This window comes from Sediminimonas qiaohouensis DSM 21189 (assembly GCF_000423645.1).
Lineage (GTDB): Bacteria > Pseudomonadota > Alphaproteobacteria > Rhodobacterales > Rhodobacteraceae > Sediminimonas > Sediminimonas qiaohouensis.
Genome location: NZ_AUIJ01000005.1, coordinates 47,057 through 70,330, shown reverse-complemented (window position 1 = coordinate 70,330; position 23,274 = coordinate 47,057). Strand labels below are relative to the sequence as shown.

29 protein-coding genes are annotated in these 23,274 nt (G+C 66.3%); 17 read left to right on the top strand and 12 right to left on the bottom strand.

Features of this window, described 5'->3' with window-relative positions; translation table 11 throughout:
• The first annotated feature begins 113 nt into the window (after nt 1-113).
• Both G568_RS0106330 and G568_RS0106325 read left to right on the top strand, forming a co-directional pair.
• Nucleotides 114-995 (top strand): LysR family transcriptional regulator, encoded by an 882-nt coding sequence (locus G568_RS0106330; protein ID WP_026757237.1) that lies wholly within the window; start codon nt 114-116, stop codon nt 993-995.
• Entirely contained in the window at nt 992-1,912 is a 921-nt protein-coding gene (locus G568_RS0106325) for a DMT family transporter (RefSeq protein WP_051202811.1), read from the top strand. The genes G568_RS0106330 and G568_RS0106325 overlap by 4 nt, the downstream gene beginning before the upstream one ends.
• A 110-nt stretch (nt 1,913-2,022) precedes the next feature.
• On the opposite strand, the gene G568_RS0106320 is transcribed toward G568_RS0106325, so the two are convergent.
• Entirely contained in the window at nt 2,023-2,364 is a 342-nt protein-coding gene (locus tag G568_RS0106320; RefSeq protein ID WP_026757235.1) for an ArsR/SmtB family transcription factor, read from the bottom strand.
• Nucleotides 2,365-2,583: 219 nt separating this feature from the next.
• Here G568_RS0106320 and G568_RS0106315 point away from each other — a divergent pair, with 219 nt between their 5' ends.
• The 5 genes from G568_RS0106315 (at nt 2,584) to G568_RS0106295 (ending at nt 5,188) form a co-directional block, all read left to right on the top strand.
• Nucleotides 2,584-2,967 (top strand): AtpZ/AtpI family protein, encoded by a 384-nt coding sequence (locus G568_RS0106315; RefSeq protein ID WP_026757234.1) that lies wholly within the window; start codon nt 2,584-2,586, stop codon nt 2,965-2,967.
• Nucleotides 2,957-3,712 (top strand): F0F1 ATP synthase subunit A, encoded by a 756-nt coding sequence (locus G568_RS0106310; protein ID WP_026757233.1) that lies wholly within the window; start codon nt 2,957-2,959, stop codon nt 3,710-3,712. The genes G568_RS0106315 and G568_RS0106310 overlap by 11 nt, the downstream gene beginning before the upstream one ends.
• A 46-nt stretch (nt 3,713-3,758) precedes the next feature.
• Nucleotides 3,759-3,995 carry a F0F1 ATP synthase subunit C gene (locus G568_RS0106305; protein WP_026757232.1) on the top strand — a complete coding sequence of 79 codons (237 nt, stop codon included), beginning with the start codon at nt 3,759-3,761 and terminating at the stop codon, nt 3,993-3,995.
• Nucleotides 3,996-4,079: 84 nt separating this feature from the next.
• Nucleotides 4,080-4,619 carry a F0F1 ATP synthase subunit B' gene (locus G568_RS0106300; protein WP_026757231.1) on the top strand — a complete coding sequence of 180 codons (540 nt, stop codon included), beginning with the start codon at nt 4,080-4,082 and terminating at the stop codon, nt 4,617-4,619.
• Between the two features lie 5 nt (nt 4,620-4,624).
• A complete protein-coding gene (locus G568_RS0106295) occupies nt 4,625-5,188 on the top strand; it encodes a F0F1 ATP synthase subunit B (protein ID WP_026757230.1) in 564 nt (187 codons plus the stop codon).
• Nucleotides 5,189-5,464: 276 nt separating this feature from the next.
• On the opposite strand, the gene G568_RS0106290 is transcribed toward G568_RS0106295, so the two are convergent.
• Nucleotides 5,465-6,238 carry a FadR/GntR family transcriptional regulator gene (locus G568_RS0106290; protein WP_026757229.1) on the bottom strand — a complete coding sequence of 258 codons (774 nt, stop codon included), beginning with the start codon at nt 6,236-6,238 and terminating at the stop codon, nt 5,465-5,467.
• Between the two features lie 133 nt (nt 6,239-6,371).
• Between G568_RS0106290 and G568_RS0106285 the strand changes: the two genes are divergently transcribed.
• Both G568_RS0106285 and G568_RS0106280 read left to right on the top strand, forming a co-directional pair.
• Complete coding sequence (locus tag G568_RS0106285; protein ID WP_026757228.1) at nt 6,372-6,662, top strand: hypothetical protein; 291 nt, start codon at nt 6,372-6,374, stop codon at nt 6,660-6,662.
• A gap of 224 nt (nt 6,663-6,886) precedes the next feature.
• On the top strand, nt 6,887-10,342 hold the full coding sequence (locus G568_RS0106280; RefSeq protein ID WP_026757227.1) for a chromosome segregation SMC family protein: 3,456 nt from the start codon (nt 6,887-6,889) through the stop codon (nt 10,340-10,342).
• A gap of 99 nt (nt 10,343-10,441) precedes the next feature.
• On the opposite strand, the gene G568_RS0106275 is transcribed toward G568_RS0106280, so the two are convergent.
• The 3 genes from G568_RS0106275 to G568_RS0106265 are packed head-to-tail and all read right to left on the bottom strand — an operon-like array spanning nt 10,442 to nt 13,550.
• Nucleotides 10,442-11,620 (bottom strand): lytic murein transglycosylase, encoded by a 1,179-nt coding sequence (locus G568_RS0106275; protein WP_026757226.1) that lies wholly within the window; start codon nt 11,618-11,620, stop codon nt 10,442-10,444.
• A 53-nt stretch (nt 11,621-11,673) separates the two neighbouring features.
• The gene (cbiB, locus tag G568_RS0106270) at nt 11,674-12,570 is read right to left on the bottom strand and encodes an adenosylcobinamide-phosphate synthase CbiB (RefSeq protein WP_026757225.1); all 897 of its coding nucleotides are present in this window, start codon (nt 12,568-12,570) and stop codon (nt 11,674-11,676) included.
• Complete coding sequence (locus tag G568_RS0106265) at nt 12,567-13,550, bottom strand: threonine-phosphate decarboxylase (RefSeq protein ID WP_245582891.1); 984 nt, start codon at nt 13,548-13,550, stop codon at nt 12,567-12,569. The genes cbiB and G568_RS0106265 overlap by 4 nt, the downstream gene beginning before the upstream one ends.
• A 182-nt stretch (nt 13,551-13,732) precedes the next feature.
• Between G568_RS0106265 and G568_RS0106260 the strand changes: the two genes are divergently transcribed.
• Entirely contained in the window at nt 13,733-14,101 is a 369-nt protein-coding gene (locus G568_RS0106260; RefSeq protein ID WP_026757223.1) for a response regulator transcription factor, read from the top strand.
• A gap of 78 nt (nt 14,102-14,179) precedes the next feature.
• On the opposite strand, the gene G568_RS0106255 is transcribed toward G568_RS0106260, so the two are convergent.
• Together G568_RS0106255 and G568_RS20220 are read right to left on the bottom strand one after the other, a co-directional pair.
• Nucleotides 14,180-15,154, bottom strand: a complete 975-nt coding sequence (locus tag G568_RS0106255) for a glutathione S-transferase family protein (RefSeq protein ID WP_026757222.1) — start codon at nt 15,152-15,154, stop codon at nt 14,180-14,182.
• Between the two features lie 3 nt (nt 15,155-15,157).
• Entirely contained in the window at nt 15,158-15,304 is a 147-nt protein-coding gene (locus G568_RS20220) for a hypothetical protein (protein ID WP_157084311.1), read from the bottom strand.
• Nucleotides 15,305-15,493: 189 nt separating this feature from the next.
• Here G568_RS20220 and G568_RS0106250 point away from each other — a divergent pair, with 189 nt between their 5' ends.
• Nucleotides 15,494-15,841, top strand: coding sequence for a hypothetical protein (locus G568_RS0106250; protein WP_026757221.1), 348 nt, complete (start codon nt 15,494-15,496; stop codon nt 15,839-15,841).
• 23 nt (nt 15,842-15,864) lie between these two features.
• On the opposite strand, the gene G568_RS0106245 is transcribed toward G568_RS0106250, so the two are convergent.
• Together G568_RS0106245 and G568_RS0106240 are read right to left on the bottom strand one after the other, a co-directional pair.
• Nucleotides 15,865-17,070, bottom strand: a complete 1,206-nt coding sequence (locus G568_RS0106245; RefSeq protein WP_026757220.1) for an aminopeptidase P family protein — start codon at nt 17,068-17,070, stop codon at nt 15,865-15,867.
• A 203-nt stretch (nt 17,071-17,273) separates the two neighbouring features.
• On the bottom strand, nt 17,274-18,446 hold the full coding sequence (locus G568_RS0106240; RefSeq protein WP_026757219.1) for a MalY/PatB family protein: 1,173 nt from the start codon (nt 18,444-18,446) through the stop codon (nt 17,274-17,276).
• Between the two features lie 264 nt (nt 18,447-18,710).
• Here G568_RS0106240 and def (G568_RS0106235) point away from each other — a divergent pair, with 264 nt between their 5' ends.
• From def (G568_RS0106235) to G568_RS0106215, 5 genes are read left to right on the top strand one after another with little or no spacing between them, the layout of a single operon-like run.
• Complete coding sequence (gene def, locus G568_RS0106235) at nt 18,711-19,232, top strand: peptide deformylase (RefSeq protein ID WP_037373783.1); 522 nt, start codon at nt 18,711-18,713, stop codon at nt 19,230-19,232.
• The gene (gene def, locus G568_RS0106230) at nt 19,229-19,729 is read left to right on the top strand and encodes a peptide deformylase (protein WP_026757217.1); all 501 of its coding nucleotides are present in this window, start codon (nt 19,229-19,231) and stop codon (nt 19,727-19,729) included. Before def (G568_RS0106235) ends, def (G568_RS0106230) begins: the two co-directional genes overlap by 4 nt.
• Nucleotides 19,726-20,220 carry a peptide deformylase gene (gene def, locus G568_RS0106225; RefSeq protein ID WP_026757216.1) on the top strand — a complete coding sequence of 165 codons (495 nt, stop codon included), beginning with the start codon at nt 19,726-19,728 and terminating at the stop codon, nt 20,218-20,220. Before def (G568_RS0106230) ends, def (G568_RS0106225) begins: the two co-directional genes overlap by 4 nt.
• 60 nt (nt 20,221-20,280) lie before the next feature.
• Entirely contained in the window at nt 20,281-21,237 is a 957-nt protein-coding gene (fmt, locus tag G568_RS0106220) for a methionyl-tRNA formyltransferase (protein ID WP_026757215.1), read from the top strand.
• Entirely contained in the window at nt 21,234-21,473 is a 240-nt protein-coding gene (locus G568_RS0106215; RefSeq protein ID WP_026757214.1) for a GlsB/YeaQ/YmgE family stress response membrane protein, read from the top strand. Before fmt ends, G568_RS0106215 begins: the two co-directional genes overlap by 4 nt.
• Nucleotides 21,474-21,602: 129 nt before the next feature.
• Here the strand turns inward: G568_RS0106215 and G568_RS0106210 are convergent, their stop codons facing one another.
• Nucleotides 21,603-21,800, bottom strand: a complete 198-nt coding sequence (locus tag G568_RS0106210) for a heavy-metal-associated domain-containing protein (protein ID WP_026757213.1) — start codon at nt 21,798-21,800, stop codon at nt 21,603-21,605.
• A gap of 135 nt (nt 21,801-21,935) precedes the next feature.
• Between G568_RS0106210 and cueR the strand changes: the two genes are divergently transcribed.
• Nucleotides 21,936-22,328 carry a Cu(I)-responsive transcriptional regulator gene (gene cueR / locus G568_RS0106205; protein ID WP_026757212.1) on the top strand — a complete coding sequence of 131 codons (393 nt, stop codon included), beginning with the start codon at nt 21,936-21,938 and terminating at the stop codon, nt 22,326-22,328.
• Here cueR and rnhA read toward each other — a convergent pair whose 3' ends face one another.
• Nucleotides 22,329-22,799 (bottom strand): ribonuclease HI, encoded by a 471-nt coding sequence (rnhA, locus tag G568_RS0106200; RefSeq protein ID WP_026757211.1) that lies wholly within the window; start codon nt 22,797-22,799, stop codon nt 22,329-22,331. It lies immediately after the preceding gene.
• Between the two features lie 15 nt (nt 22,800-22,814).
• Nucleotides 22,815-23,270 (bottom strand): DUF3429 domain-containing protein, encoded by a 456-nt coding sequence (locus tag G568_RS0106195; RefSeq protein ID WP_026757210.1) that lies wholly within the window; start codon nt 23,268-23,270, stop codon nt 22,815-22,817.
• Nucleotides 23,271-23,274: the final 4 nt, after the last annotated feature.

The window sequence follows — 23,274 nt, the reverse complement described above, 5'->3', positions numbered from 1 at the left end:
CGGATCGGGTATGTCTGTGATGCAGTGAATATTGAATTGTGCATTGAATAACGCAACGATAGGCTTGATATAGGTGCTGTTCGTTTGTGCACATAAGTTCGGGAGGCCCGATCATGGAAAATTGGGATGAAATCCGCACTGCCTATAACGTCGCCCGGATCGGCACGGTGAGCGGCGCGGCCGAAGTGCTGGGCGTGCACCATGCCACGGTGATCCGGCATATCGACGCGCTTGAAGCGCGGCTGGGTGTGAAGCTGTTTCAGCGGCATGCGCGCGGGTATACCCCGACCGAGGCGGGCACCGATCTGTGCCGGGTGGCGCAGACGACCGACGATCAGTTCGCGCAGCTTGCCGGGCGGATCAAGGGCCATGGCGACGCGGTGACGGGGGAGTTGGTGATCACCTCGCTGGGAGGGCTGGCGCCGCTTCTGACGCCGGTGCTGGCGGGGTTCAGCAAGCAGTATCCCGATGTCATCCTGCGCTATCTGACCGGCGAGCGGCTGTTTCGCATGGAATACGGAGAGGCGCATGTCGCGATCCGGGCGGGTGCGGCGCCCGAGCAGCCCGACAACGTGGTGCAGCCGTTTTCGCGCCAGCGCACGGCGCTCTATGCGTCGCAGGATTATGCGGCCGCGCATGGCATTCCCGAAACCGAGGAGGAGTTCGCGAGGCACCGCTTTGTCTCGACCGATGATCTGAACTCGCGCGCGCCGTTTTATCGGTGGCTTTGGTCGGCGGTGCCGCATGGCAGCGTGGTGTTCCGGTCCAGCGACCCGCGGGCCCTTGAGATGGCGGTGGTCGAGGGGATGGGGATCGGGTTCATGGCGCGCTGGGCGGCGGCGCAGTATCCCGACCTGTTGGAGGTGGCGCCGCCGCGCGAGGATTGGGAGGCGCCGCTGTGGCTGGTGACGCATGTTGATCTGCATCGCACGCCGAAGGTGCAGGCGCTGCTGAGCTATCTCAAGGAACACATCGACGGCTGGGAGGGGAAATGAGCCTGTCCACTGGAGTAGCGGCCGCGGCGCCGGGCGCGCGGGATCGGTTGCGCGGGCATCTGGCGATGCTGGTCTTTTCGGCGCTGGTGGCGGGGTCATTCTCGCTCGGGGTGATGGCGGCCAATCATATCGCGCCTTCCGCACTCAATGCCGTGCGGTTCGCGATCGCGGCGGTGATCGTGGGGGCGGTGGCGCTGGCGACGACGGGTCTGCCGCGGTCGGCGTTTCGCGCGCCGTGGCGGTACGTGCTGCTGGGGGGTACGTTTGCCACCTATTTCGTGCTGATGTTCGAGGGACTCAAGACCGCCGCGCCGGTGTCGGCGTCGGCGGTGTTCACGTTGACGCCGGTGATGGCGGCGGCGGCGGGGTATGTTCTGCTGCGGCAGATCACGACGCTGCGGATCGCGGCGGGGTTGGCTGTTGGGGCGCTGGGGGCGCTTTGGGTGATCTTTCGCGCCGACTGGCAGGCGGTGATGCAGTTCCGGATCGGGCCCGGCGAGGCGATCTATTTCTGGGGCTGCGTGGCGCATGCGATCTATACGCCGATGGTGCGCAAGCTGAACCGGGGGGAGCCGGCGGTGGTGTTCACCTTCGGGATGCTGGTGGCGGGCGGCGTTCTGGTGACGCTTTGGGGCTGGTCCGATATCATGGCGACGCGGTGGTCCGAGCTGCCGCCGATCGTGTGGATCACGATCGGGTACGTGTCGATCTTTGCCAGCGCGACGACCTTTGTTTTGCTTCAATATGCGTCGCTGAGGCTGCCGTCATCCAAGGTGATGGCCTATACCTACCTGACGCCGACATGGGTGATCGCGCTGGAGTTTCTGCTGGGTCACGGGGTGCCGCCTGTGATGGTGCTGGGCGGTGTCGGGCTGACGGTGGTGGCGCTGCTGATCCTGCTCAAGGATGAGGGGTAGGGATTTCGCTGTGGGGCGGTGAGGGTAAGTGGTTGGTTTTATGGGGAAATGCTGTTTGATTGGGGTGTGAGGGTGGCGCAGGACGCGCATTGGTACTGCCCCGATAGAGTTCAACCCTGATCCTGCGCGTCGTCCGTCAGCTCGACCGCGAGGAAGCGTTCGAACGCGTCGAGGTTGACCGGCTCGAACTGGCCAAAGCCCTGCATCCATATGCTGGCGGCGCGCAGGGCGTATGGCTCCAGCTTGCACCACTTGACGCGGCCGTGCTTTTCCTGGCTGATCAGGCCCGCACCGGCGAGGATCGCGAGGTGCTTGGAGATCGCGGCCAGCGACATCTCGAACGGCTCGGCCACGTCGGTGACGGCCATGTCATCCTCAAGCAGCAGCGACAGGATCGCGCGGCGGGTCGGATCGGCAAGGGCGGCAAAGACGGCGTCAAGCTGTGTGTCCATGCCTGTATCTAATGCGGGGGGTGCACCATGGTCAACTGAATGGTTGAATATGGGTTTCGACGCCCGGTGCCGCCACGCGCCCCTGCCGCCCTCGTCGGAGAATTCTGAATATCAATATATTACAGCATGTTATCGGGCGCCGCCTGCGCGTTTGTGGCCGCTTGACTCGGGGCGCTGCGCACACTAGCAACAGCGCAACCGTCGAGGGGGCGAGTGCGCGTGACAGATCCGGATCGCGAAAGCCGTATGAAGCAGCTCGAAGAGCGGCTTGGGGCCTACAAGAAGGCGCGTGAGCCGCGCCCCCAAAAGGGCGAGCCGCACAGCCAGGCGCAACATGCCTGGCGGATGGTGACGGAACTGGTTGCCGGTCTGATGATCGGTTTTGGCATTGGGTACGGGCTGGATCGCCTGTTGGGGACGATCCCCCTTTTCCTGGTGCTGTTCACATTGCTGGGCCTCGCCGCGGGCATCAAGACGATGCTGCGATCCGCGAACGAGCTACAGCGCAGACAGGCGGGCAGGCCGGCGGCCGACCCCGACGACGAGACAACGGATGCGGCCCGGCGGGCTGATGACGACGAGAGGAACGGAAATGGCGACTGAAGCGCAAGGCGAAGAAGGCGGTCTGGTTCTTCACCCGATGGACCAGTTCAAGGTCGAGCCTCTGTTCGGGGGCGACACCGTGGCGTGGTACACCATCACCAACGTGACGCTGTGGATGGCGCTGGCTATTGTCGCGGTGACGGCGCTTTTGGTTCTGGGAACGTCGCGCCGGGCGATCGTGCCGTCGCGCACGCAATCGGTTGGCGAACTGGCCTACGGATTTGTCTACAAGATGCTTGAGGACATCACCGGCAAGGAGGGCGTGAAATACTTCCCCTACGTGATGACCCTGTTCATGTTCATCGTGATGGCCAACTTCCTTGGCCTTCTGCCGATGGCCTTTACCACCACCAGCCATATCGCGGTGACCGCGACGATGGCGCTGATGGTGTTCCTGACCGTGACGGTCCTTGGTTTCGTCCTGAATGGTGCGAAGTTCCTGGGCCTGTTCTGGGTTCAGGAGGCGCCGCTGGCGCTGCGGCCGGTTCTGGCGATCATCGAGCTGATGTCCTATTTCGTGCGCCCGCTGAGCCACTCCATTCGTCTGGGGGGCAACATGATGGCCGGGCACGCGGTTCTCAAGGTTTTCGCGGGCTTTGCGGCGGTTGCCGCCATCGCCCCGATCTCGGTCATCGCCATCGGCGCGATGTATGCACTCGAAGTGCTCGTGGCCTTTGTTCAGGCCTACGTTTTCACCATCCTGACCTGCGTGTACCTGAAGGATGCGCTGCATCCCTCGCACTAAGGCAGGGTCAGAAATTCAAGCCAATTCCAACGTAAGGAGAGATCACATGGAAGGCGATATCGTACAAATGGGCGCATACATCGGCGCAGGTCTGGCATGTACCGGCATGGGCGGCTCGGCCATCGGTGTGGGCAACATCGTCGGCAACTTCCTGTCCGGCGCGCTGCGCAACCCTTCGGCTGCGGCCGGTCAGACTGCCATGCTTTTCATCGGCATCGCGTTTGCCGAGGCGTTCGGGATTTTCTCGTTCCTCGTCGCGCTTCTGCTGATGTTCGCCGTCTGATCCAAGCGGAACACGATCCTTACGGCCGGGGGGACGCGATGCGCGTCCGCCCGGTGTAAATGGCAAGTTCCCAAGGAGGACGACATGGCGACTGAAACGCACGAGGCCGCAGGTCAGGCCGCCGAGGCGGCAGCTCCGGGCATGCCGCAACTGGATTTCTCGACCTACAGCAACCAGATCTTCTGGCTTCTGGTGACGCTGGTCGCGATCTATTTCATCCTGTCGCGTATCGCGCTGCCCCGCATCGCCGCGGTTCTGGCCGAACGCAAGGGAACCATTTCCAACGATATCGCCGCCGCCGAGGACCTGAAGGCCAAGGCCGCCGAGGCCGAGGACGCCTATAACAAGGCGCTGGCCGATGCCCGCACCGAGGCGAACCGGATCGTTGCCGAGACCAAGGCCGAGATCAAGGCAGACCTTGACGAAGCCATGCGCGAAGCCGATGAAGAGATCGCGGCAAAGACCGCCGAGGGCGAAAAGAAAATCGCCGAGATCCAGGCCAACGCGACCGAAAGCGTCAAGGAAGTGGCCAAGGAGACCGCCAAGGAGGTGGTCGCCGCAATGGGCGCCAAGGCCGATGCACGCACCGTGACCGCGGCCGTCAACGCCCGGCTGAAGGGGTAAGAGACATGCGTAAACTGGCAATTCTCACCACCGGCGCCCTGGCCGCTGCGACGCCCGCGATGGCGGCGTCGGGCCCGTTCTTTTCGCTGGGCAACACCAACTTCATCGTCACGCTCGGCTTTTTGCTGTTCGTGGGGGTGCTGCTGTACCTTAAGGTGCCCGGCCTGTTGATGGGGCTTTTGGACAAGCGCGCCGCCGGCATCAAGGCCGAGCTGGACGAGGCGCGCGCGTTGCGCGAGGAGGCGCAGGCGTTGCTGGCGTCCTACGAGCGCAAGCAAAAGGAAGTGCAGGAGCAGGCGGACCGGATCGTCAGCCATGCCAAGAGCGAAGCGTCGGCCGCGGCCGAGCAGGCCAAGGAAGACATCAAGGTGTCGATCGAGCGCCGCAAGCAGGCGGCCGAGGATCAGATCGCGTCGGCCGAGGCCAAGGCGATCAAGCAGGTCCGCGACCAGGCCATCGCCATCGCCATTGGCGCGGCCAACGACGTGATCACCAAGCAGATGACCGCCGCGCAGGGCAATTCCCTGATCGACGAGGCCATCAAAGAGGTGGACGAAAAGCTGCACTAAGGGCCGCCCGCCCTACTGCACCAAGGCAATGAGCCCCGGCCCCTGCGGCCGGGGTTCTTTCGTTGGGGGTATTGGTAGCGTATGGCCTTGAGCGAACATAGGGCGATCAATTGAGAAGCCTCGCAGTGCCCGCCCGTCACGCCAGAGGCGTGCCGACGATACGCCGCGCACCTCTGGTGCGACGGGGGCGGTCGGGCGCTGCGCGGCGGCGCAACGCGCCTCGATTCCGCGCTTTGGTGCAATGCCTCAACGGCCGCGCAAGGTCATCACCGCCCCCTAATTACGGCGGGTTTGTTCGTGGTCCAGCCGCAGTCGGGCGATATCCTCGTTCCGGTCGGCAGTTTGCTGATCGGTGAGGGCGCGTTCGACGTAGTTCAGGTGCGCCTCGACCGCGCGCCGCGCGGCGTCGGGGTCGCGCGCTTGCAGCCCTTCGTTGATGGCGCGGTGCTGATCCAGCAGCATGTCGCGCGTGGTGCGCTGCTTGAACATGATCTGGCGGTTGTAAAACACCCCCTCGCGCAGGAGCTGATACATCGAGCGCATCATGTGCAGCATGATGATGTTATGGCTGGCCTCGATGATCGCGAGGTGGAAATCGGCATCAAGGCGGGCCTCGTCCGCCGGGTTCCGCTTGGTATGGGCGGCTTCCATCTTGTCCAGGACCGTCTGGATGACGCGCAGGTCGGTGTCCGATGCCAGCCGCGCGGCGCGTTCGGCCGCCAGCCCTTCCATGTCGCGGCGAAACGAGATGTAGTCGAACACCGCCTCGTCATGGGACGCGAACAGCTTGACCAGCGCCGAAGAAAACGCCCCGCCCAGAACATCGGCCACGTAGATGCCGGCGCCGGCGCGGGTGGTCAGCAGGCCCTTGTCCTGCAGTTCAGCCACCGCGTCGCGCAGGGAGGGGCGCGAGACGCCCAGCCGCTCGGCCAGCTCGCGCTCGGACGGGAGGCGCTCACCTGGGCGCAGGATGCCGCGCAGTATCAGCAGCTCGATCTGGCGCGAAACCGCGAGCGATAGTTTTTCCGGCTGAATCCTGCGAAACGGCATGGGCCCCCCAAGCTGGTTTGTCTCGGGGGAAACATAGGCAGGGCGGTGCGGCGCGGCAACTTGTTTCCCGCGCGGGCGCGGTAACGCGGTGTTAACGATTGGCGTGGAATGTGGCGGGATGTGGCGGGCTGTGTTGATACGGCTTGGCGCCCTGCTGCTGGTGGGGGCGCTGGGCGCTTGCGGCGGGCCCAGCCCGTATTTTCGCGGCATCGCGCCTGTGCGGGTGACGGTGGATGGCAGCACGTTCGACCTGCGCCGCAAGGGCCGGTTGATTGAGGCAGTGCGCCGCAACCCCGAATACGCGCCGCGCCTTGGCCCGGTTGCGGAACGGGCGGCGGTTGCGATGACGCAGGTCAGTGGCTGCGCGGTCAAGGAGGTGCGGGGCGATCCGGCGCTGATTTTGGGGATACTGGCGTGCGATTAGGGCGTGTTGCGGTTTCTAAGATTGAGAATGTCGATATAGGAGCGCGCCTGCGATCATCTCTAGCGCGCCCCTACGGCCTAATCGGCCGAAAATTGCCAATATATTGTGGATAACTTCCCCCGTATCCCCATATGCGGGGTCTGATCCGTTGACAGGGGCGGGGTCGCGCAGACAGTCTTGCCCATGGGGCGGAATCACCCCCGACCGTGATGGGAACCTGGCCAGTGCGCTTTTCCAAGATCAGACTGACCGGCTTCAAAAGCTTCGTCGACCCCACCGACCTGTTGATCCGGGACGGGCTGACGGGGGTTGTGGGGCCGAACGGGTGCGGCAAATCCAACCTTTTGGAGGCTCTGCGCTGGGTCATGGGGGAAAACCGCCCGACGGCGATGCGCGGCGGGGGCATGGAGGACGTGATATTCGCCGGTGCGGCCAGTCGCCCGGCGCGCAACTTTGCCGAGGTGAGCCTGCATTTGGACAATTCCGATCGGCTGGCGCCGGCGGGGTTCAACGATTCCGACAGCCTCGATATCGTGCGGCGGATCACGCGCGACGTGGGCAGCGCCTACAAGGTCAACGGCAAGGACGTGCGCGCGCGCGACGTGCAGATGCTGTTTGCCGATGCCTCGACCGGGGCGCATAGCCCGGCCTTGGTGCGGCAGGGGCAGATCGCGGAGCTGATCAACGCCAAGCCGAAATCGCGCCGCCGCATATTGGAAGAGGCGGCGGGGATCTCCGGCCTGTACCAGCGCCGCCACGAGGCGGAGTTGAAGCTCAAGAACACCGAGGCGAACCTGTCGCGGATCGATGACGTGATCGAGCAACTGGCAAGCCAGTTGTCGCAGCTTGAGCGGCAGGCCAAGCAGGCAAAGCGCTATCGCGCGATCGGGGCGGAGTTGCGGCAGGCCGAGGGGATGCTGCTGTATCGCCGGTGGAAAGAGGCCGACGCCGCGCTGCATGAGGCGGGCGAGGTTTTGCGCCAGCGCAGCGTTGCCGCAGGTGAGGCCGAGCGCACCGCGCGCGAGGCGGCGCGCGCGCGCGCGGAGGCCGAGGAGGCCCTGCCGCCCCTGCGCGAGGAAGAGGCGGTCGCGGCGGCGATCCTGCAACGCTTGCAGGTGCAGCGCGACACGTTGGCCGATCAGGAAGCGCGCGCGCGTGAGGCGATCGAGACGCTGGAGGCGCGGATCGAGCAGTTGGGCCACGACATCGCGCGCGAGACGGGCCTGAACCGCGACGCGGGCGAAACAGTGGAGCGCCTGGAGTGGGAGGCGCGGGAGCTGCAAAAGGCGGGCGAGGGGCACGAGGACCGCCTGGCGGAGGCCGCCGAGGAAGCCGCCGATGCCGCCCGGGTTCTTGAGGCGCGCGAGGCGGACCTGTCGCAGGTGACGGAGGATGTTGCGCGGCTGGCGGCGCGGCACCAATCGGCGACGCGCCTTGTGGAGGATAGCCGCAAGACCGAGGCCCGCAGCGAGGCGGAGGCGACCAAGGCCCGCACCGCGATGGAGGAGGCGCGCGAGGCATTGTGGCAGGCCAACGCCGCGTTTGAGGCGGCCGAGGCCGAGCAGACATCGGCGCAAAAGGCCGCCGCCGCCGCCGACGAGGCGCTGTTGGCCGCCGAGGCCGCACGGGCCGAAACGCAGGCGCGCGAGGCCGATGTGCGCGCCGAGAAGTCCGAGGCCGAGGGCGAGTTGAACGCGCTGGGCGCGGAGGCATCGGCGCTGGCGCGTCTGTTGGAACGGGACACCGCCGAGGGCGGGCAGATCGTTGACCGCCTGCAGGTCGAACAGGGGTTCGAGAAGGCGCTGGGCGCGGCGCTGGCCGATGATCTGCGCGCGCCCGAGGTGGCCGCCGACGGCCCGTCGGGATGGGTTGTCATCCCCGGCTATGACGCGCCTGCCGCGTTGCCGGCGGGGGTTACGGCGCTGAGCAATCACGTGTCGGTGCCCGATGTGTTGGCCCGGCGGATGGGGCAGATCGGGCTGGTTGACCCGGACGAGGGCGCGCGGCTACAGCCGCTGTTGCAGCCCGGTCAGCGGTTGGTCAGCCAGGAGGGCGATTTGTGGCGCTGGGACGGCTACCGCGCCTGGGCCGAGGACGGGCCGAGCGCGGCGGCGCTACGGCTGGAGCAGTTGAACCGTTTGGAGGATCTCAAGCAGCAGGTCGCGCGCGCCACCGCCCGCGCCGATGCCGCCCGGCAGGCGCATGACACGCTCAGCGCGGAACTGGAGCAGCAGGCCCGCGCCGACAAGGAGGCCCGCGAGGCCCGCCGCGCCGCCGATGCGCGCCTGACCGAGGCGGGCCGTGCCCTGAGCCGGGCGGAGGCGGACAGCAATCTGGCCGAATCGCGGCTGGAAAGCCTTGGCCTGGCGGTGACGCGCCACGAGGACGAGGCGATGGCCGCGCGTGCGCAGGTCAAGGAGGCCGAGGCGGGGCTTGAGGAGCTGGACGATCTGGACGCGATGCGCGCCCGTGTCGAGGACCTGCGCATGACGGTTGAGGCCGCGCGCATGACCATGATGGCGCGGCGCTCGGCGCATGACGAGGTCAAGCGCGAGGGCGAGGCGCGGCGCGCGCGCGGTCAACAACTGACCAAGGAGATCAGCGGCTGGCGGCACCGTCTGGAAACCGCCGAGGCGCGCAGCAATGAGCTGATCGAGCGCAAGACCCGCGCCGAAGAGGAACTGCAGGAAGCCAGCGCCGCCCCCGAGCAGATCGCGACGCAGCGCGCCGAGCTGGACGGCTCGATCACGCAGGCCGAGGCGCGGCGTGCGGCGGCGGCGGATGCGCTATCGGCGGGCGAAGCGGCGCTGCGTCGGGCCGAGCAGGCCGAGCGCGACGCCGAGCGCGCCGCCAGCGAGGCCCGCGAGGCCCGCGCTGGCGCCGAGGCCCGCGCCGAAGCCGCGCGCGAGCGCGTGAGCGAGGCGGCAGAGCGCATTTCCGAGGAGTTGAACAGCACGCCCGATGCCCTACTGGACGCGCTGGACGTGGCGCCGGAGGATATGCCGGGCGCCGAGGCGATCGAGGCGGATGTGAGCCGACTGCGCCGGCAGCGCGACGCGCTGGGGTCGGTCAACCTGCGGGCCGAGGAGGACGCGCGCGAGGTTCAGGAAGAGCACGACGCGCTGCAATCGGAAAAGGCCGATCTGGAAGAAGCGATCAAGGCGTTGCGCAGCGGCATTGCCAGCCTCAACCGCGAGGGGCGCGAGCGGCTGCTGACCGCGTTCGAGCAGGTGAACAGCAACTTCGCGCTGCTGTTCGCGCATCTGTTCGGCGGCGGCGAGGCCAAGCTTGTACTGGTGGAAAGCGACGATCCGCTGGAGGCGGGGCTTGAGATCATGTGCCAGCCGCCGGGCAAGAAGCTGTCGGTGCTGTCGCTGCTGTCGGGCGGTGAACAGACGCTGACCGCGCTGGCGCTGATCTTTGCGGTGTTCCTGGCCAACCCGGCGCCTATTTGCGTGCTGGACGAGGTCGATGCGCCGCTGGACGATGCCAACGTGACCCGGTTCTGCGATCTGCTGGACGAGATGTGCCGCCGCACCGAGACGCGGTTCCTGATCATCACGCACCACGCGGTGACGATGGCCCGGATGGACCGCCTGTTCGGCGTGACGATGGCCGAACACGGGGTTAGCCAACTGGTTTCCGTGGACCTGAAGAAGGCCGAGGCGATGGTGGCCTGAGACGGGGTGTGCCCTATTGAGTGACGCCCCTGCGCAAGCCACAAGCCGGGCAGGCGCTCGCCCGGCGCTTGCGGCGCTATTCGCGCGGGGGCGCGCCGCTCACAACCTGTTCAGCAACGCCGGTGTGGGCCATGCGTCGGCGGGTAGGCCAAGGCGGGCCTGTTCGGCTTGCACGGCGGCGCGGGTGCCGGCGCCGAGGATGCCATCGACGCCGCCCACGTCATGACCGCGCGCGGCCAGCTTGCGCTGTAGCTGCTTCATCTGCGCGCGTCCAAGGCCCGGGTCGGGGTTGCCGGGGTCGAACACCGGCGCGCCTTCAAGCCGGGTGGCGAAATAGGCGGCGGTCAGGACGTAGGTAAAACTTTGATTCCATTCGAAAAGCACGTTGAAATTGGGGTAGGCCAAGAACGCCGGCCCCTTGTGCCCCTGCGGCAGGATCAGGCTGGCGGGCAGGTTGGGTGCCAGCAGGCTGCCCGAGCGGGGGCGCACGCCCATTTGCTGCCAGCGGGCGGCGCGCATCGTGGTATCAATGCCGCTTTGGGACCAGTCCATGCTGGCCGGTACCTGCACCTCTTGCAGCCACGGCTCCCCTGCGCGCCAGCCGAGGCTGCGCAGCATTTTGGCGCCCGACATCAGCGCGTCGGGGGGCGAGGTTTTCAGGCTGACATGCCCGTCGCCATCGCCATCCACGCCGTTTTCGATGATGTCGGAGGGCAGCATTTGCACCATGCCGATCTCGCCCGCCCAGGCGCCGGTGGTGCGCTCGGGGTCCAGGTCCCCGCGCGAGAACAGGGTCAGCGCGTCGAACACCTGCGGGCGGAACAGGTGCGGGCGGCGGCAATCATGCGCCAGCGTGACCAGCGCATCGCGGGTGTTGGTGTTGCCCTGAAAGCCGCCGTAATCCGTCTCAAACGCCCAGAACGCCAGAAGGATACCGCGCGACACGCCGTAGCTTTCTTCGATATGGGTGAACAGGCTATCCCATTTGCGGGCGTTGGCCTGTCCGTGCTGCATGCGGTTGGACGAGATCAGGCTGCGGGCAAACTCGGTAAACGGTTTTTGGAAAAACCCCTGCGCGCGGTCGGCACGCAGCACTTCGCCGTCTTGGCGCACCGAGGCAAAGAACCGCTCGACCGTGGCGCGATCATGGCCGCGCGCCTGTGCCTCTTGTTTCAGGTCGGCGACGAAGCTGGAAAAGCTGCCGCCGCAGGGCGTTTTGGCAAAAGCGGGGGCCGCCGCGAGCGTGAGGGAGAGGGCAATCAGGGTTGAAATGCGCATGGGGGGCTATCTTGGGTTGTTGCGATTGCCCCGACCATAGCAGCCTGAGCCAATCAGAAAAGAGCGATCAGAACTGCCAGCGCAACGCCCGCGCCCCAGGCCCGCCAAAGTGCGGCGGCGGCGTCTTCGATGTCTTGGGGCAAGAGGTGCTTGCGCCCGGCGGCGTTGACCCACGGAAAATCCTGCGCCGTGCCGTTATAGCTGCGCGGTCCGGCCAGCGCGAGGTTCAGGCCATGCGCCAGCGCCGCCTCGGGCCAGCCGGCGTTGGGCGAGCGGTGCTTGGCGGCGTCCCGGGCGATGGCGCGCCAATCGCGCAAGCACCCGTTGGTCAGCGCGATCAGGGCCGCCGTCAGGCGCGCGGGGATCAGGTTGAGCACATCATCCAGCCGCGCCGCCGCCCAGCCGAAGCGCAGGTAACGGGGGCTGCGGTAGCCGATCATGCTGTCGGCGGTGTTGACGGCCTTGTAGATCAGCAGCCCCGGCAGACCCGCCACCGCGAACCAGAACGCCGGTGCGATGACGCCATCGCTGAGGTTCTCGGCGGCGGATTCTATCGCGGCGCGGGCGATGGCACTGCGGTCCATCGCGGTGGTGTCGCGGCTGACGATCATGGCGACGGCGCTGCGCCCACCGGCCAGCGAGGCGCGCAGCGCGGTGGCCACGGCGGTGACGTGATCGATGAGCGAGCGCTGCGCCAACAGGATCGCGGCGATCAGGATTTCGGCCACGGGACCCAAGAGCGACAGCGCGGCGCCCAGCATCCCCGCCGCAAGTGTCAGCGCGGCGATCACGGCGATTCCACGCAGCCGCCGCGCATTGCCGGTATTGAACCGCGCGTCGCACCATGCCACTGCCCGCCCCATCAGGACCGCCGGATGCGGCGCCCGCGACCAGAGCCAGCGCGGCTCGCCCGCAGCGGCATCGAGAAGGAGCGCCAGCAGTAGGGTCAAAGCGCCGCCTCGATCCGGGGCCAGTCATCGGGCGCGGGCAGGCCCAGCCGCAGCCAATGGCGCGAATAGGGGAACGTGCGGGTCCAGATATGGGCGTGGGCAAGGCGGGTCTGCCAGTCCTGCGCATCTCCGACGTGATAGAGCCGAAACAGCGGCGTGCCGCCCTGCACCCGCGCGCCCGCGCCGGTCATCAGCGCATCAAGGCGGGCGGCGTCACCCGCCAGGCGCGCGCGCGTCTCCTTGGCCCAGGCGGTATCGGACAGCGCGATTTGTCCGACACGCAGCGCCGGGCCGGACACCGGCCACGGGCCCAGCATCCCGGCCAGCCGGTCGATCAGGGCGGGATCGCCGATGGCAAAGCCAAGGCGCATCCCCGCCAGTCCCCAGAACTTGCCAAAGCTCTTGATCACGATGCAGCCGGGGCGCGCGGCCTGCGCGATCAGCGACCGATCCGGTGCGATGTCGCAAAAGCTTTCGTCGATGATGCAGAGCGGCGCGGTCAGGGTATCGGGGTCGGCCCACGCGCCGGTGGGGTTGTTGGGGTGCACGGCGACTTGCGCCTGCGCGGGCGTGCCCGTGCCCGTCTCGGTGATCTGCCAGCCGTGGGCGCGGAAGGCGGCGGCGTGCTCGTTATACGTGGGGCCGGGGATGTGCGCGGTGCCGGCGGGGTGCAGCGCGGGGATGCGCGCGATCAGTGCCGAGGCGCCCGGCGCGGCAAGGATGGCGGCGCCGTCCGGCACCGACCAAAGCGCGCGGGCGCTAAGCGTGAGGGCGGTTTGCGCGGCGTGGTCGGGCAGGGCCGTCCAGGCCTCAGGTGGCAGCGGCGGCAAGGGGTAGGGCACCGGGTTGATGCCGGTGGACAGGTCGATCCAGTCGGCGCGCGCGCCGCCATACCGCCGTGCCGCCGCATCGATCCCGCCGCCATGGTCGCGCGCGGGGGGCTGTTGCGCCGCGATGGGGGGCATGCGATTGCCTGTCATATCCGCTCATTTCCTTGCTGCCGGGGCCATGCGGGCGGAGTTGCGCAAAATCCGTGTGGATGCAAGGATGTTAAGACTGATTTGGAGCTTGTTAACCAATTGTTAGCAATTTTTCCCCAATAACACAGTATGGGGAGTGCCGCCTGTTAACGAAGTAGCGGGCGCCCTTGGAGGGTGTGTTAATGAGAGTATTGATTGTCGAGCCTGAACCCGAACTTGGACGCCTGTGGCAAAGGCATCTCGAGAGGCAAGGCGCCATTGTCACGCTGGTCCCCGATCAGGATAGCGCGATCGAGGCGCTGCGGGCCGATGATGTCAGCGTCATTATCCTTGATCTTCTGGTGGCTCAGGGCAGCGCGCTGGCGGTGGCCGATTACGCCAACTACCGGCGCCCCGATGCGCGGGTGATCTTTGTGACCAACACGACATTCTTTTCAGATGGCTCGATCTTCCAGCATTGCGGGAACGCCTGCGCGTTCCTGCGCACCGGCACCCCGCCCGAAGACCTGGCCGCGATGGTCGAACATTTCGGACGTCCGCGCCGGGCTTAGGTGCGGGGTCGGGTGCGAACCGGATCGCTCAGCGATCCGGGGCACGATTGTGAATGGCGCGCCTTTTTGAAACGGACCCTAGCCGCGCCCGTGCGGGGCGTCATAATCCAGGATCGGGTTGATCGGGATGATGCGGTGCGGATTGATCGTCGCGTGACTGTAGTGGTAGTGGCGCACGATATGATCGAGGTTCACCGTTTCGGCCACGCCGGGGTGTTGATACAGATCGCGGGTAAACCCCCACAGGTTGGGATAATCCACGATGCGCCGGCGGTTGCACTTGAAATGCAGGTGATAGACCGGGTCGAAACGGATCAGGGTTGTGAACAGGCGCCAGTCCGCCTCGGTCAGGCGAGCGCCCATCAGGTAGCGCCCCTGCCCAAGGCGCTGTTCCAGCCAGTCGAGGCTGTCAAAGAGAGCGTGCACCGCCTCGTCGTAGGCCTTTTGCGTGGTGGCGAAGCCGGATTTGTAGACGCCGTTGTTGACGGTGTCGTAAACGCGGGCGTTGACCTCTTCGATGCTGTCGCGCAGGTCCTTGGGCCAGTAATCATCGTGGTTACCGGTGATCGCGTCGAAGGCCGAGTTGAACATGCGGATGATCTCGGCGCTTTCATTCGAGACGATCGTTTCGCGCTGCTTGTCCCACAGGACCGGAACCGTGACCCGGCCCGAGATGCCGGGATCGGCGCGCAGGTAGATGTCGCGCAGGAAGTCATGGCCATAGAGCGTATCGCCGGTGGCGCCGGGGAAATCGGTGGCGAAGGTCCACCCGTCCGAGAGCATGTCAGGATGCACGACCGAGACGCTGATGTGATCGGTCAGTCCCTTCAGGGTGCGAAAGATCAGGGTGCGGTGCGCCCAAGGGCAGGCGTGGCTGACATAGAGGTGATAGCGCCCGCTTTCGGCGCTAAAGCCGCCCTCGCCCGAGGGGCCGGCGGTGCCATCGGGGGTAACCCAGTTGCGAAATGCCGAGGTGGAGCGCACGAAGCGCCCCCCGGATTTGGAGGTGTCGTACCATGTGTCGTGCCAGACGCCGTCAACCAGTTGGCCCATTGTTCAATACTCCTGTTCCTCGCCGCAAACCCTGGTGTTCATCACCCGGGGCGTGAATGATCCTGCGCGAAATAGCGGCCGCAGGCCGCCGCGCATCGCCGCACCGCGGCCCGACGATGCGCGGCTTTTCGACCGTTCGCTCAATGTCATCTCCGGCTCCCGCCATGTTGTGTCATGCGTTTGTACCTAGGAGCAGGGCGCGCGTGCCGATAGGCCCACCGCCGCGCATGATCTCTGCGCGTGTGCACAGCGCCCCCACCCCGATGTTTGCGAAACCTTCACTTGACCGTGCGTATGAATGCGTCATCCTTGATGTCATGATCCGTCGGAGGCGCTGCCATGAGCACATTCTTGTCCCGTGAAGTCCAGCAAGGGCTGGAAGAGGCCCGCAAACGCGAGCTTAAGCGCAGCAGCCGGTTGCGAATCATGGTGGATGACCAGACCTGGCCGGTGCTGCGACTGTGGGATGACGGTTTCGCGCTGGAGGCGGAAGAAGCGCCGCACCTACGCGGTTTGGTTGATCTTTATGATGGCGCGCGGCACCTGTCGCAGTGCCTGATCATCGCCAGCGCCGAAGAGGGCGGCGAGATGCACTATGAGTTCAAGCGCATCACCGCCGCCCACGATAGCGCACCGTTGGATTTCGCGCGCGACGAGGATGCGCCAGTGGCCCTGATCGGCCCCTGACGCACGACGCGCGTGCGGGCGTATCAGACCACGATGTTGGCCTCGGGGCCGTAGGGAAAGCCGGTGATGTTCTCGTGGCCGTCCTCGGTGATGATGGCGATGTCGTGTTCGCGGTAGCCACCGGCGCCGGGCTGCCCTTCGGGGATGGTTAGCATCGGTTCCATCGAGATGACCATGCCCGGCTCCAGCACGGTATCGACATCCTCGCGCAGCTCCAGCCCCGCTTCGCGGCCATAGTAGTGCGACAGGATGCCAAAGGAATGCCCGTAGCCAAAGCTGCGGTATTGCAGCAGGTCGCGCTCGGCGAAGAAGGTGTTGATCCGCTCGGTGATCTCGGCGCAGCGCATGCCGGGTTTCAAAAGGCTCAGGCCCAGTTCGTGCGCGGCGACGTTGGCGCGCCAGATGCGCAGGCTGTCGGCGTCCGCCTCGTGCAGGAACAAAGTGCGCTCAAGTGCGGTGTAGTAACCCGAGATCATCGGAAAGGTGTTGAGCGACAGGATATCGCCGGGCCGTAGCGCACGCGAGGTGACGGGGTTGTGGGCGCCGTCGGTGTTGATGCCGGATTGGAACCATACCCAGGTGTCGCGGTACTCAGCCTGCGGGAAACGGCGGGCGATCTCAAGCTCCATCGCGTCGCGCCCGGCGATGGCGATGTCGATCTCGCGCGCGCCGGGGTGGATGGCATCGCGGATCGCATGGCCGCCGATATCGGCCACGGCGGCGCCCGCGCGGATCAGGTCCAGCTCGGCCGGGGATTTATACATACGCTGGCGCATGGTGGCGGCGGCCAGATCGACGCGCGCGGCGGGCGCAAGGAAGGTATCCAGCGCGGCGGAGGCGGTCAGCGTCAGGTGATCGCCCTCAACCCCGATGGTGCGGCCGGGGCCGGTGACGGAGGCGACCGCGCGCCAGTAATTGTCGCGCTGCCAGTCGGTGTAGGTGATCGCATCGCCATGGCTACGGCGCCACGGTTGCGCCCCGTCGATGCCGGCGCTGATGGTCACGCAATCGGAGGCCGTGACGACAAGGCCATAGGGCCGCCCGAACGCGCAGTAGAGGAACCCCGAGTAATAGGCGATGTTCTGCATCGAGGTAAAAACCGCCGCTTCGACCCCGCGCGCGGCCATGATCCGGCGCAGCCCGGCAAGGCGCGCGTCATACTCGGTGGCGTCAAAGGGCAGCTGTCGCTCGCCCTGGTGGAAACGGTAGAATTGTGGACGTTGTGTCATGGTCAGGCCTCCGGGGTTTGGGGCCTGATACCTGTGCGTGCCAGACCCTCCTGAAAGGTCCCGGCGTTCAGGACGCGGCGGATCGTGATCCGCGGGCCCGGGGCGCGGCGCCGTCTGGCCCGGCCCCTGCGGCGACGCCATCGCCGCAGGCCTGCCCTGTCAATATATGGTCGGCCGCGCCCCGGCAAGGGCGCGGTGCGGTGTTATTGCAGATCCGAGAACGCGGATTGCAGGCGCTCGATGGCCTGTTCGACCAATGCGCGCGGAGTGGCCAGGTTGAAGCGCAGGAAATCGTTGCCGCCCAGGCCGAAGGTCGGCCCGTGGTTGATGGCGATGCGGGCGGTTTTCTCCACTCGGTCGGTGAATTCCTGCGGGCTCATGCCGGTGCCCGAGAAATCGACCCACGCCAGGTAGGTCGATTGCAGCGGCATGGAGGCGACGCCGGGAATGGCGTTGACCGCGTCATCGAACAGGCGGCGATTGGCGTCGAGGTAGTGGGTGAGATCGTCCACCCATGCCGCGCCTTCGGGCGAATAGGCGGCGGTGGCCATGTGCAGCCCGAACGAGTTGGGCGACAGGCCCAGCCCTGCCATTCGCGCGCCAAAGCGCACGCGCAGCTCGGGGTCGGGGATGATGACGTTGCCGGTGTGGCTGCCCGCGATGTTGAAGGTCTTGGTTGTCGCGGTCATCATGATCAGGCGATCGGTGATGCTATCATCGACATTGGCCATGGGGATGTGGGACTGCCCCGGCATGACCAGGTCATGATGGATCTCGTCCGAGACGATGATCAGGTCGTGGCGCTTGGCGAAATCGGCGACGCCTTGCAGCTCTTCTTGCGTCCAGACGCGGCCACCAGGGTTGTGAGGCGAGCACAGGACGACCATCCGCTCGCTCCCGTCGAGGCGGGCATCATAGGCGTCGAAATCCATCTCGTAGCGGCCGTCGTTGTTGGTCAGCGGGCATTCCACGACGCGTCTGCCGTTCGCTTTGATCACCTTGGCGAAGGCGTGGTAGACTGGTGTGAACAGCACCACGCCATCACCGGGGTCGGTGAATGTGTCCACGCACATCGCCGTGCCATTGACCAGCCCGTGGGTGGTAAAGATCCATTCCGGCTGCACCTGCCAGCCGTGGCGGATCTGCATCCACCAGATGATCGCCTGCTTGTAGGCGCTGTCATCGCCGAAATAACCGTAGATGCCGTGCTCGTGCATGCGGGCGATTTCGTTCTGGATGCAATCGGGCGCGCGAAAGTCCATGTCGGCCACCCACATGGAAATGCCGTCGTCGGCGGGCACGCCATAGATCGGCTCCATCATGTCCCATTTCATGGAATGGGTGCCTGTGCGGTCGATAATGTCGTCGAAGCTCATCCTGGTCTCCTTTTGCGGGCAGCTTAGCCAGTGCTTGCGCGGCTTCAATGCCCGCGGGTGCGGTGATGTGGGCCGGTTTGGGCATTGTGATCCAATATCGGGCGGGAAATTGGAAGCAAATTTTGTCGCAATGTCAGGAATGGGGCAATGTCCTGAAATTGATGGAAATAATAAAACATGATCCTATGAGAATTTTCGCTCTGCCATCCGCGCCATCGGGAATGGGCCATTGCGCCCGTGTGGGGCTTATCCTAAATCCATGGCATGACAAAACGCTCGATCCTGATCCATCCCGACCCGCGCCTGAAAAAGGTGTGCGCGGCTGTGCCCGATTTGTCGGACGAGTTGCGCACGCTGGCTGATGACATGCTGGAAACCATGTATGACGCGCCCGGGATCGGCCTGGCGGCGCCGCAGGTGGGGGTGATCAGCCGGTTGATCGTGCTGGATTGCGAGAAGGAGGACGGCGCGACGCCGCGCCCCATGGTGATGTTCAACCCCGAGGTGGTGGCGTCGTCGGAAGAGGTGAGCAGCTACGACGAGGGCTGCTTGTCGATCCCGGATCAATATGCCGAGGTGACGCGCCCGTCGGAGGTAAGCGTGCGCTGGATCGACCGGAACGGGCATGAGCAGCAGCAGGATTTCGGTGGGCTGTGGGCGACCTGCGTGCAGCACGAGATCGACCATTTGAACGGCAAGCTGTTCATCGACTACCTCAAGCCGCTCAGGCGGCAGATGATCACGCGCAAAATGCAAAAGCTCAAGCGCGAGCGGGCGCGGGCATGACCCTGTTGCCGATCGTGACATGGCCCGATCCGCTGCTGTGCGAAGTGTGCGTGCCGGTGGCCGAGGACGAGGACGTGGGCGATCTGGTGCGCGATATGCTGGAGACGATGTATGACGCGCCCGGTCGCGGGCTGGCCGCGCCGCAGGTGGGGGTGGCCAAGCGGGTCTTCGTGATGGATTGCGGATGGAAGGACGGCACGCCCGCGCCGCGCGTCTGCGTCAATCCCGAGATCGTGTCGGTATCCGGCGAAGCCGTGAGCGGCGAGGAAGGGTGCCTGTCCATCCCCGGCGTTTTGGCCGGGGTTGAGCGGCCGGAGGCGGTAACGCTGCGGTACCGCGATGTGGATGGCGGCGTGCGTGAGGTTGCGCTGCGGGGCTTCGAGGCGCGTTGCGCGCAGCATGAGCTGGACCATCTGAATGGGATCCTGACGCTGGACCGGCTGACGCCCGAGGCCCGCGCCGAGGCCGAGCGTGCCTATGCGCTGGGTGCGCCATGACCGTGCGCCGCTGCATCCCGTGGCCCGACACGCGCCTTCGCAGCGCGGCGGCGCAGGTGGACGCGATCACGCCAGATGTGTGCGAGACGTGGCAGGACATGATCGACACGATGGAGGCGATGCCCGGTGTCGGGCTGGCGGCGCCGCAGGTCGGCGTGATGCAGCGCCTGGCGGTGGTCGATGCGTCCGAGGGACGGGGGCAGGCGGTGCGCATGGCCAATCCCGAGATCCTGCACGCCAGCGCGCAGAAGCGCGAGCACGACGAGGCCAGTCCGAACCTGCCGGGGGTGTTCGCACGCATAGCGCGGCCCCGTGCGGTGACGGTGCGGTTTCTGAACGCCGAGGGCGAGATGGAAGAGCGCGATTTCGTGGGCCTGTGGGCGACATCGGTGCAGCACCAGATCGATCACCTGAACGGGCGCATGTTTTTCGACCGGCTGAGCAAGGTGAAGCGGGACATGCTGCTGCGCCGGGCGCGCAAAATCGGATAGGCCGGCGCCGGCGGCGGCGGTTGGAATTGTGAGTATTTTTGGCAAGATGAAGGGGTTGGCATGCGCGTGATCTTCATGGGGACGCCCGATTTTTCGGTTCCGGTTCTGGACGCGCTGGTGGAGGCCGGGCACGAGGTGGCGGCGGTCTATTGTCAGCCGCCACGGCCCGCCGGGCGCGGCAAGAAGGACCGCCCGACGCCCGTACAGGCGCGGGCGGAGGCGCTGGGCCTGCCCGTGCGCCATCCGGTCAGTTTGCGCGGGGCCGAGGAGCAGGCGGCGTTTGCCGCGCTGGAGGCCGATGTGGCGGTGGTGGTGGCGTATGGCCTGATCCTGCCGCAGGCGATCCTGGATGCGCCGGCGAAGGGGTGTTTGAACATCCATGCAAGCCTGTTGCCGCGTTGGCGGGGGGCGGCGCCGATACACCGGGCGGTGATGGGTGGCGACCGCGAGACCGGCGTTTGCATCATGCAGATGGAGGCGGGTCTGGATACCGGGCCGGTCCTGTTGTCGCGGGCTACGCCGATCGGGCCTCAGGAGACGACCGGCGATTTGCATGATCGGCTGTCGCGGATGGGGGCGGAGTTGATCGTGGAGGCGCTGGCGCGGCTGGATGCGCTGGAGCCGGAGACGCAGCCCGAAGATGGGGTGTGCTATGCCGAGAAGGTGGACAAGGCCGAGGCGGCGGTGGACTGGACCCGGCCGGCCGAGGCGGTGGATCGCCAGATCCGCGGGCTGTCGCCGTTTCCCGGCGCGTGGGCCGTGATCAACGGGCAGCGGGTGAAGCTGCTGGGTTCATGCGTGGGTGAGGGCGACGGGGCGCCGGGCGAGGTGTTGGAGCCGCAGGCGGAGGGTGGTTTGACCGTTGCCTGCGGGACCGGGGCCGTGCGCATCACGCGGTTGCAACGCGCGGGCCGCGGGGCGCAGGATGCGGCGGAGTTCCTGCGCGGGATGCCGCTGGCGGCCGGGGCGCGGTTTGGGGCGCCGCAGGGGCGCGCCGGAGGGGAGGACAGGCAATGAGCATTATCTGGCTGATCATCGTGGGCGCGGCGGCGGGGTTCCTGGCGACGCGGCTGATGCGGGTCGAGGCGGACATCTGGACCACGATGGCGATCGGCATCGCCGGGGCGCTGATCGGGGGCGTGGTGCTGCGCGCGCTGCTGGCCGTGATGGGAATCGCGGCGGGGTTCGTGGGGGCGCTATTGGGGGCGCTTCTGCTGGTGTGGTTTTGGCAGCGGTACAAGAAGGGGCGCTGAGGCGCTAAGGCGCCGCGAGTCGTCGGGCCGCGGTGCGGCGATGCGCGGCGCCCTTCGGGCGCTATTTTGCGCAGGGTGTTTTGTCGAATGGCCAGATCACCACCCGGCACTTTGTGCCAAGTGGGGGCACTAGGCCGGCGTCGCGTCGTAGCCAGCCTGCCGAATTGCTTCGGAGAGGGCGTCCGTGTCGAGGACGCTGTCCACCTCGACCTGCCGTGTGTCCAGGTCGCAGGCCACCTCAGCGGTCGCGTCGATCGACTTGATGGATTTCTCGATGGCGGCGGTGCAGTGGCCGCAGCTCATGTCGGGGACGGCGAATCGGGTCATGGGAGCCTCCTTGTGCGTTTGGCGTGTTTGTCAGGGTTCCAGCGGTGGAAGGTCAAGCGCGGTTTGGTGACCTTGACATTCCAGTGATTAGAACCTTTATCCGATGTCAGGCCAGACACGCACAGGAGGCGCACCATGAATATCGGCGAAGTGGCACAGACATCGGGCCTGCCGGCCAAGACGATCCGGTATTACGAGGATATCGGCCTGATTGCGCCGTTGCGCGGCGGCAATGGCTACAGGCAGTTCCGCGACCGGGACTTGCACAAGCTGCGGTTCCTTGGGCGGGCGCGGTCGCTTGGGTTTGGGATCGAGGAGTGCCGCACGCTGCTGGCGCTTTACGAGGACGACACGCGCGCAAGTGCAGACGTCAAGGCGATCGCGCGCGATCACATGGCGCGGATCGAGAAGAAGATCGCGGAGTTGCAGGCGATGCACGCGACGCTGTCGCACCTGGTCGAGGAATGCGCGGGCGACGCGCGGCCCGATTGCCCGATCCTGGCCGATCTGGCCGCCGAGGTGCAGTGATCAGGCGCCTTTGCGCGCGGGTTTGAACGGAGCCATTCCGGCGCGGGCCAGCTCATCCGCGCGCTCGTTCTCGGGGTGGCCGGCGTGGCCCTTGACCCATTCCCATGTCACGTCATGGCGGGCCTGCGCCGCATCGAGGCGTTGCCACAGCTCCGCGTTCTTGACCGGCTTTTTCGCCGAGGTTTTCCAGCCGTTGCGCTTCCACCCGTGAATCCAGCCGGTGACCCCGTTTTTGACATAGGTGCTATCGGTCACGATGGTGATGGCGGACGGGCGCGACAGGCTTTCCAGGGCGTTGATCGCCGCCAGCAGTTCCATCCGGTTGTTGGTTGTCTGCGCCTCGCCGCCCTTGAGGTCGCGTTCCTTGACGATGTGGCCATCGGTGAGCGCCTGCAGCACCACGCCCCAGCCGCCCGGGCCGGGGTTTCCGGAGCAGGCACCGTCGGTATAGGCGATCAGGGTATGGGACATGCGGCCTCCGGCGGGTCAGAAGAATACGTTGGTGCCAAGGCACAGAACGACGATGACGCTGAGCGGGACGCGCAGGCGCATCCACCACGGCGGCGCAAGGCCATGACGCCAGAACAGCCAGTCCAGCCCAAGAAGGCCGATGAAGCCGAAGATCAGGTTCATGCCCGCGCTGATCGGGCCGCCGCCGACCATGAGGAAGGCCCACAGCGCCGGGATCACCGACAGGGCATAGCCGCTGGCGGCAACCTTGGCAGACCCGGCGCGGGTCGCAAATCCCCACAGGACGCCGGACATGAACGACAGGATCACGGTGCCATAGGACAGCCCGACATAGGGGCCGGAGAACCGCGGGCCAATGGTTTGCGCGGTCCACAGGCCCAATTCGGGGATCATGCCGGTCAGCGCGGACCAGACGAAGGGGATCAGGCCAGCCAGCCCAAGGGCCAGCGCGGCAGGGGGGATGGCGCGCATTGCC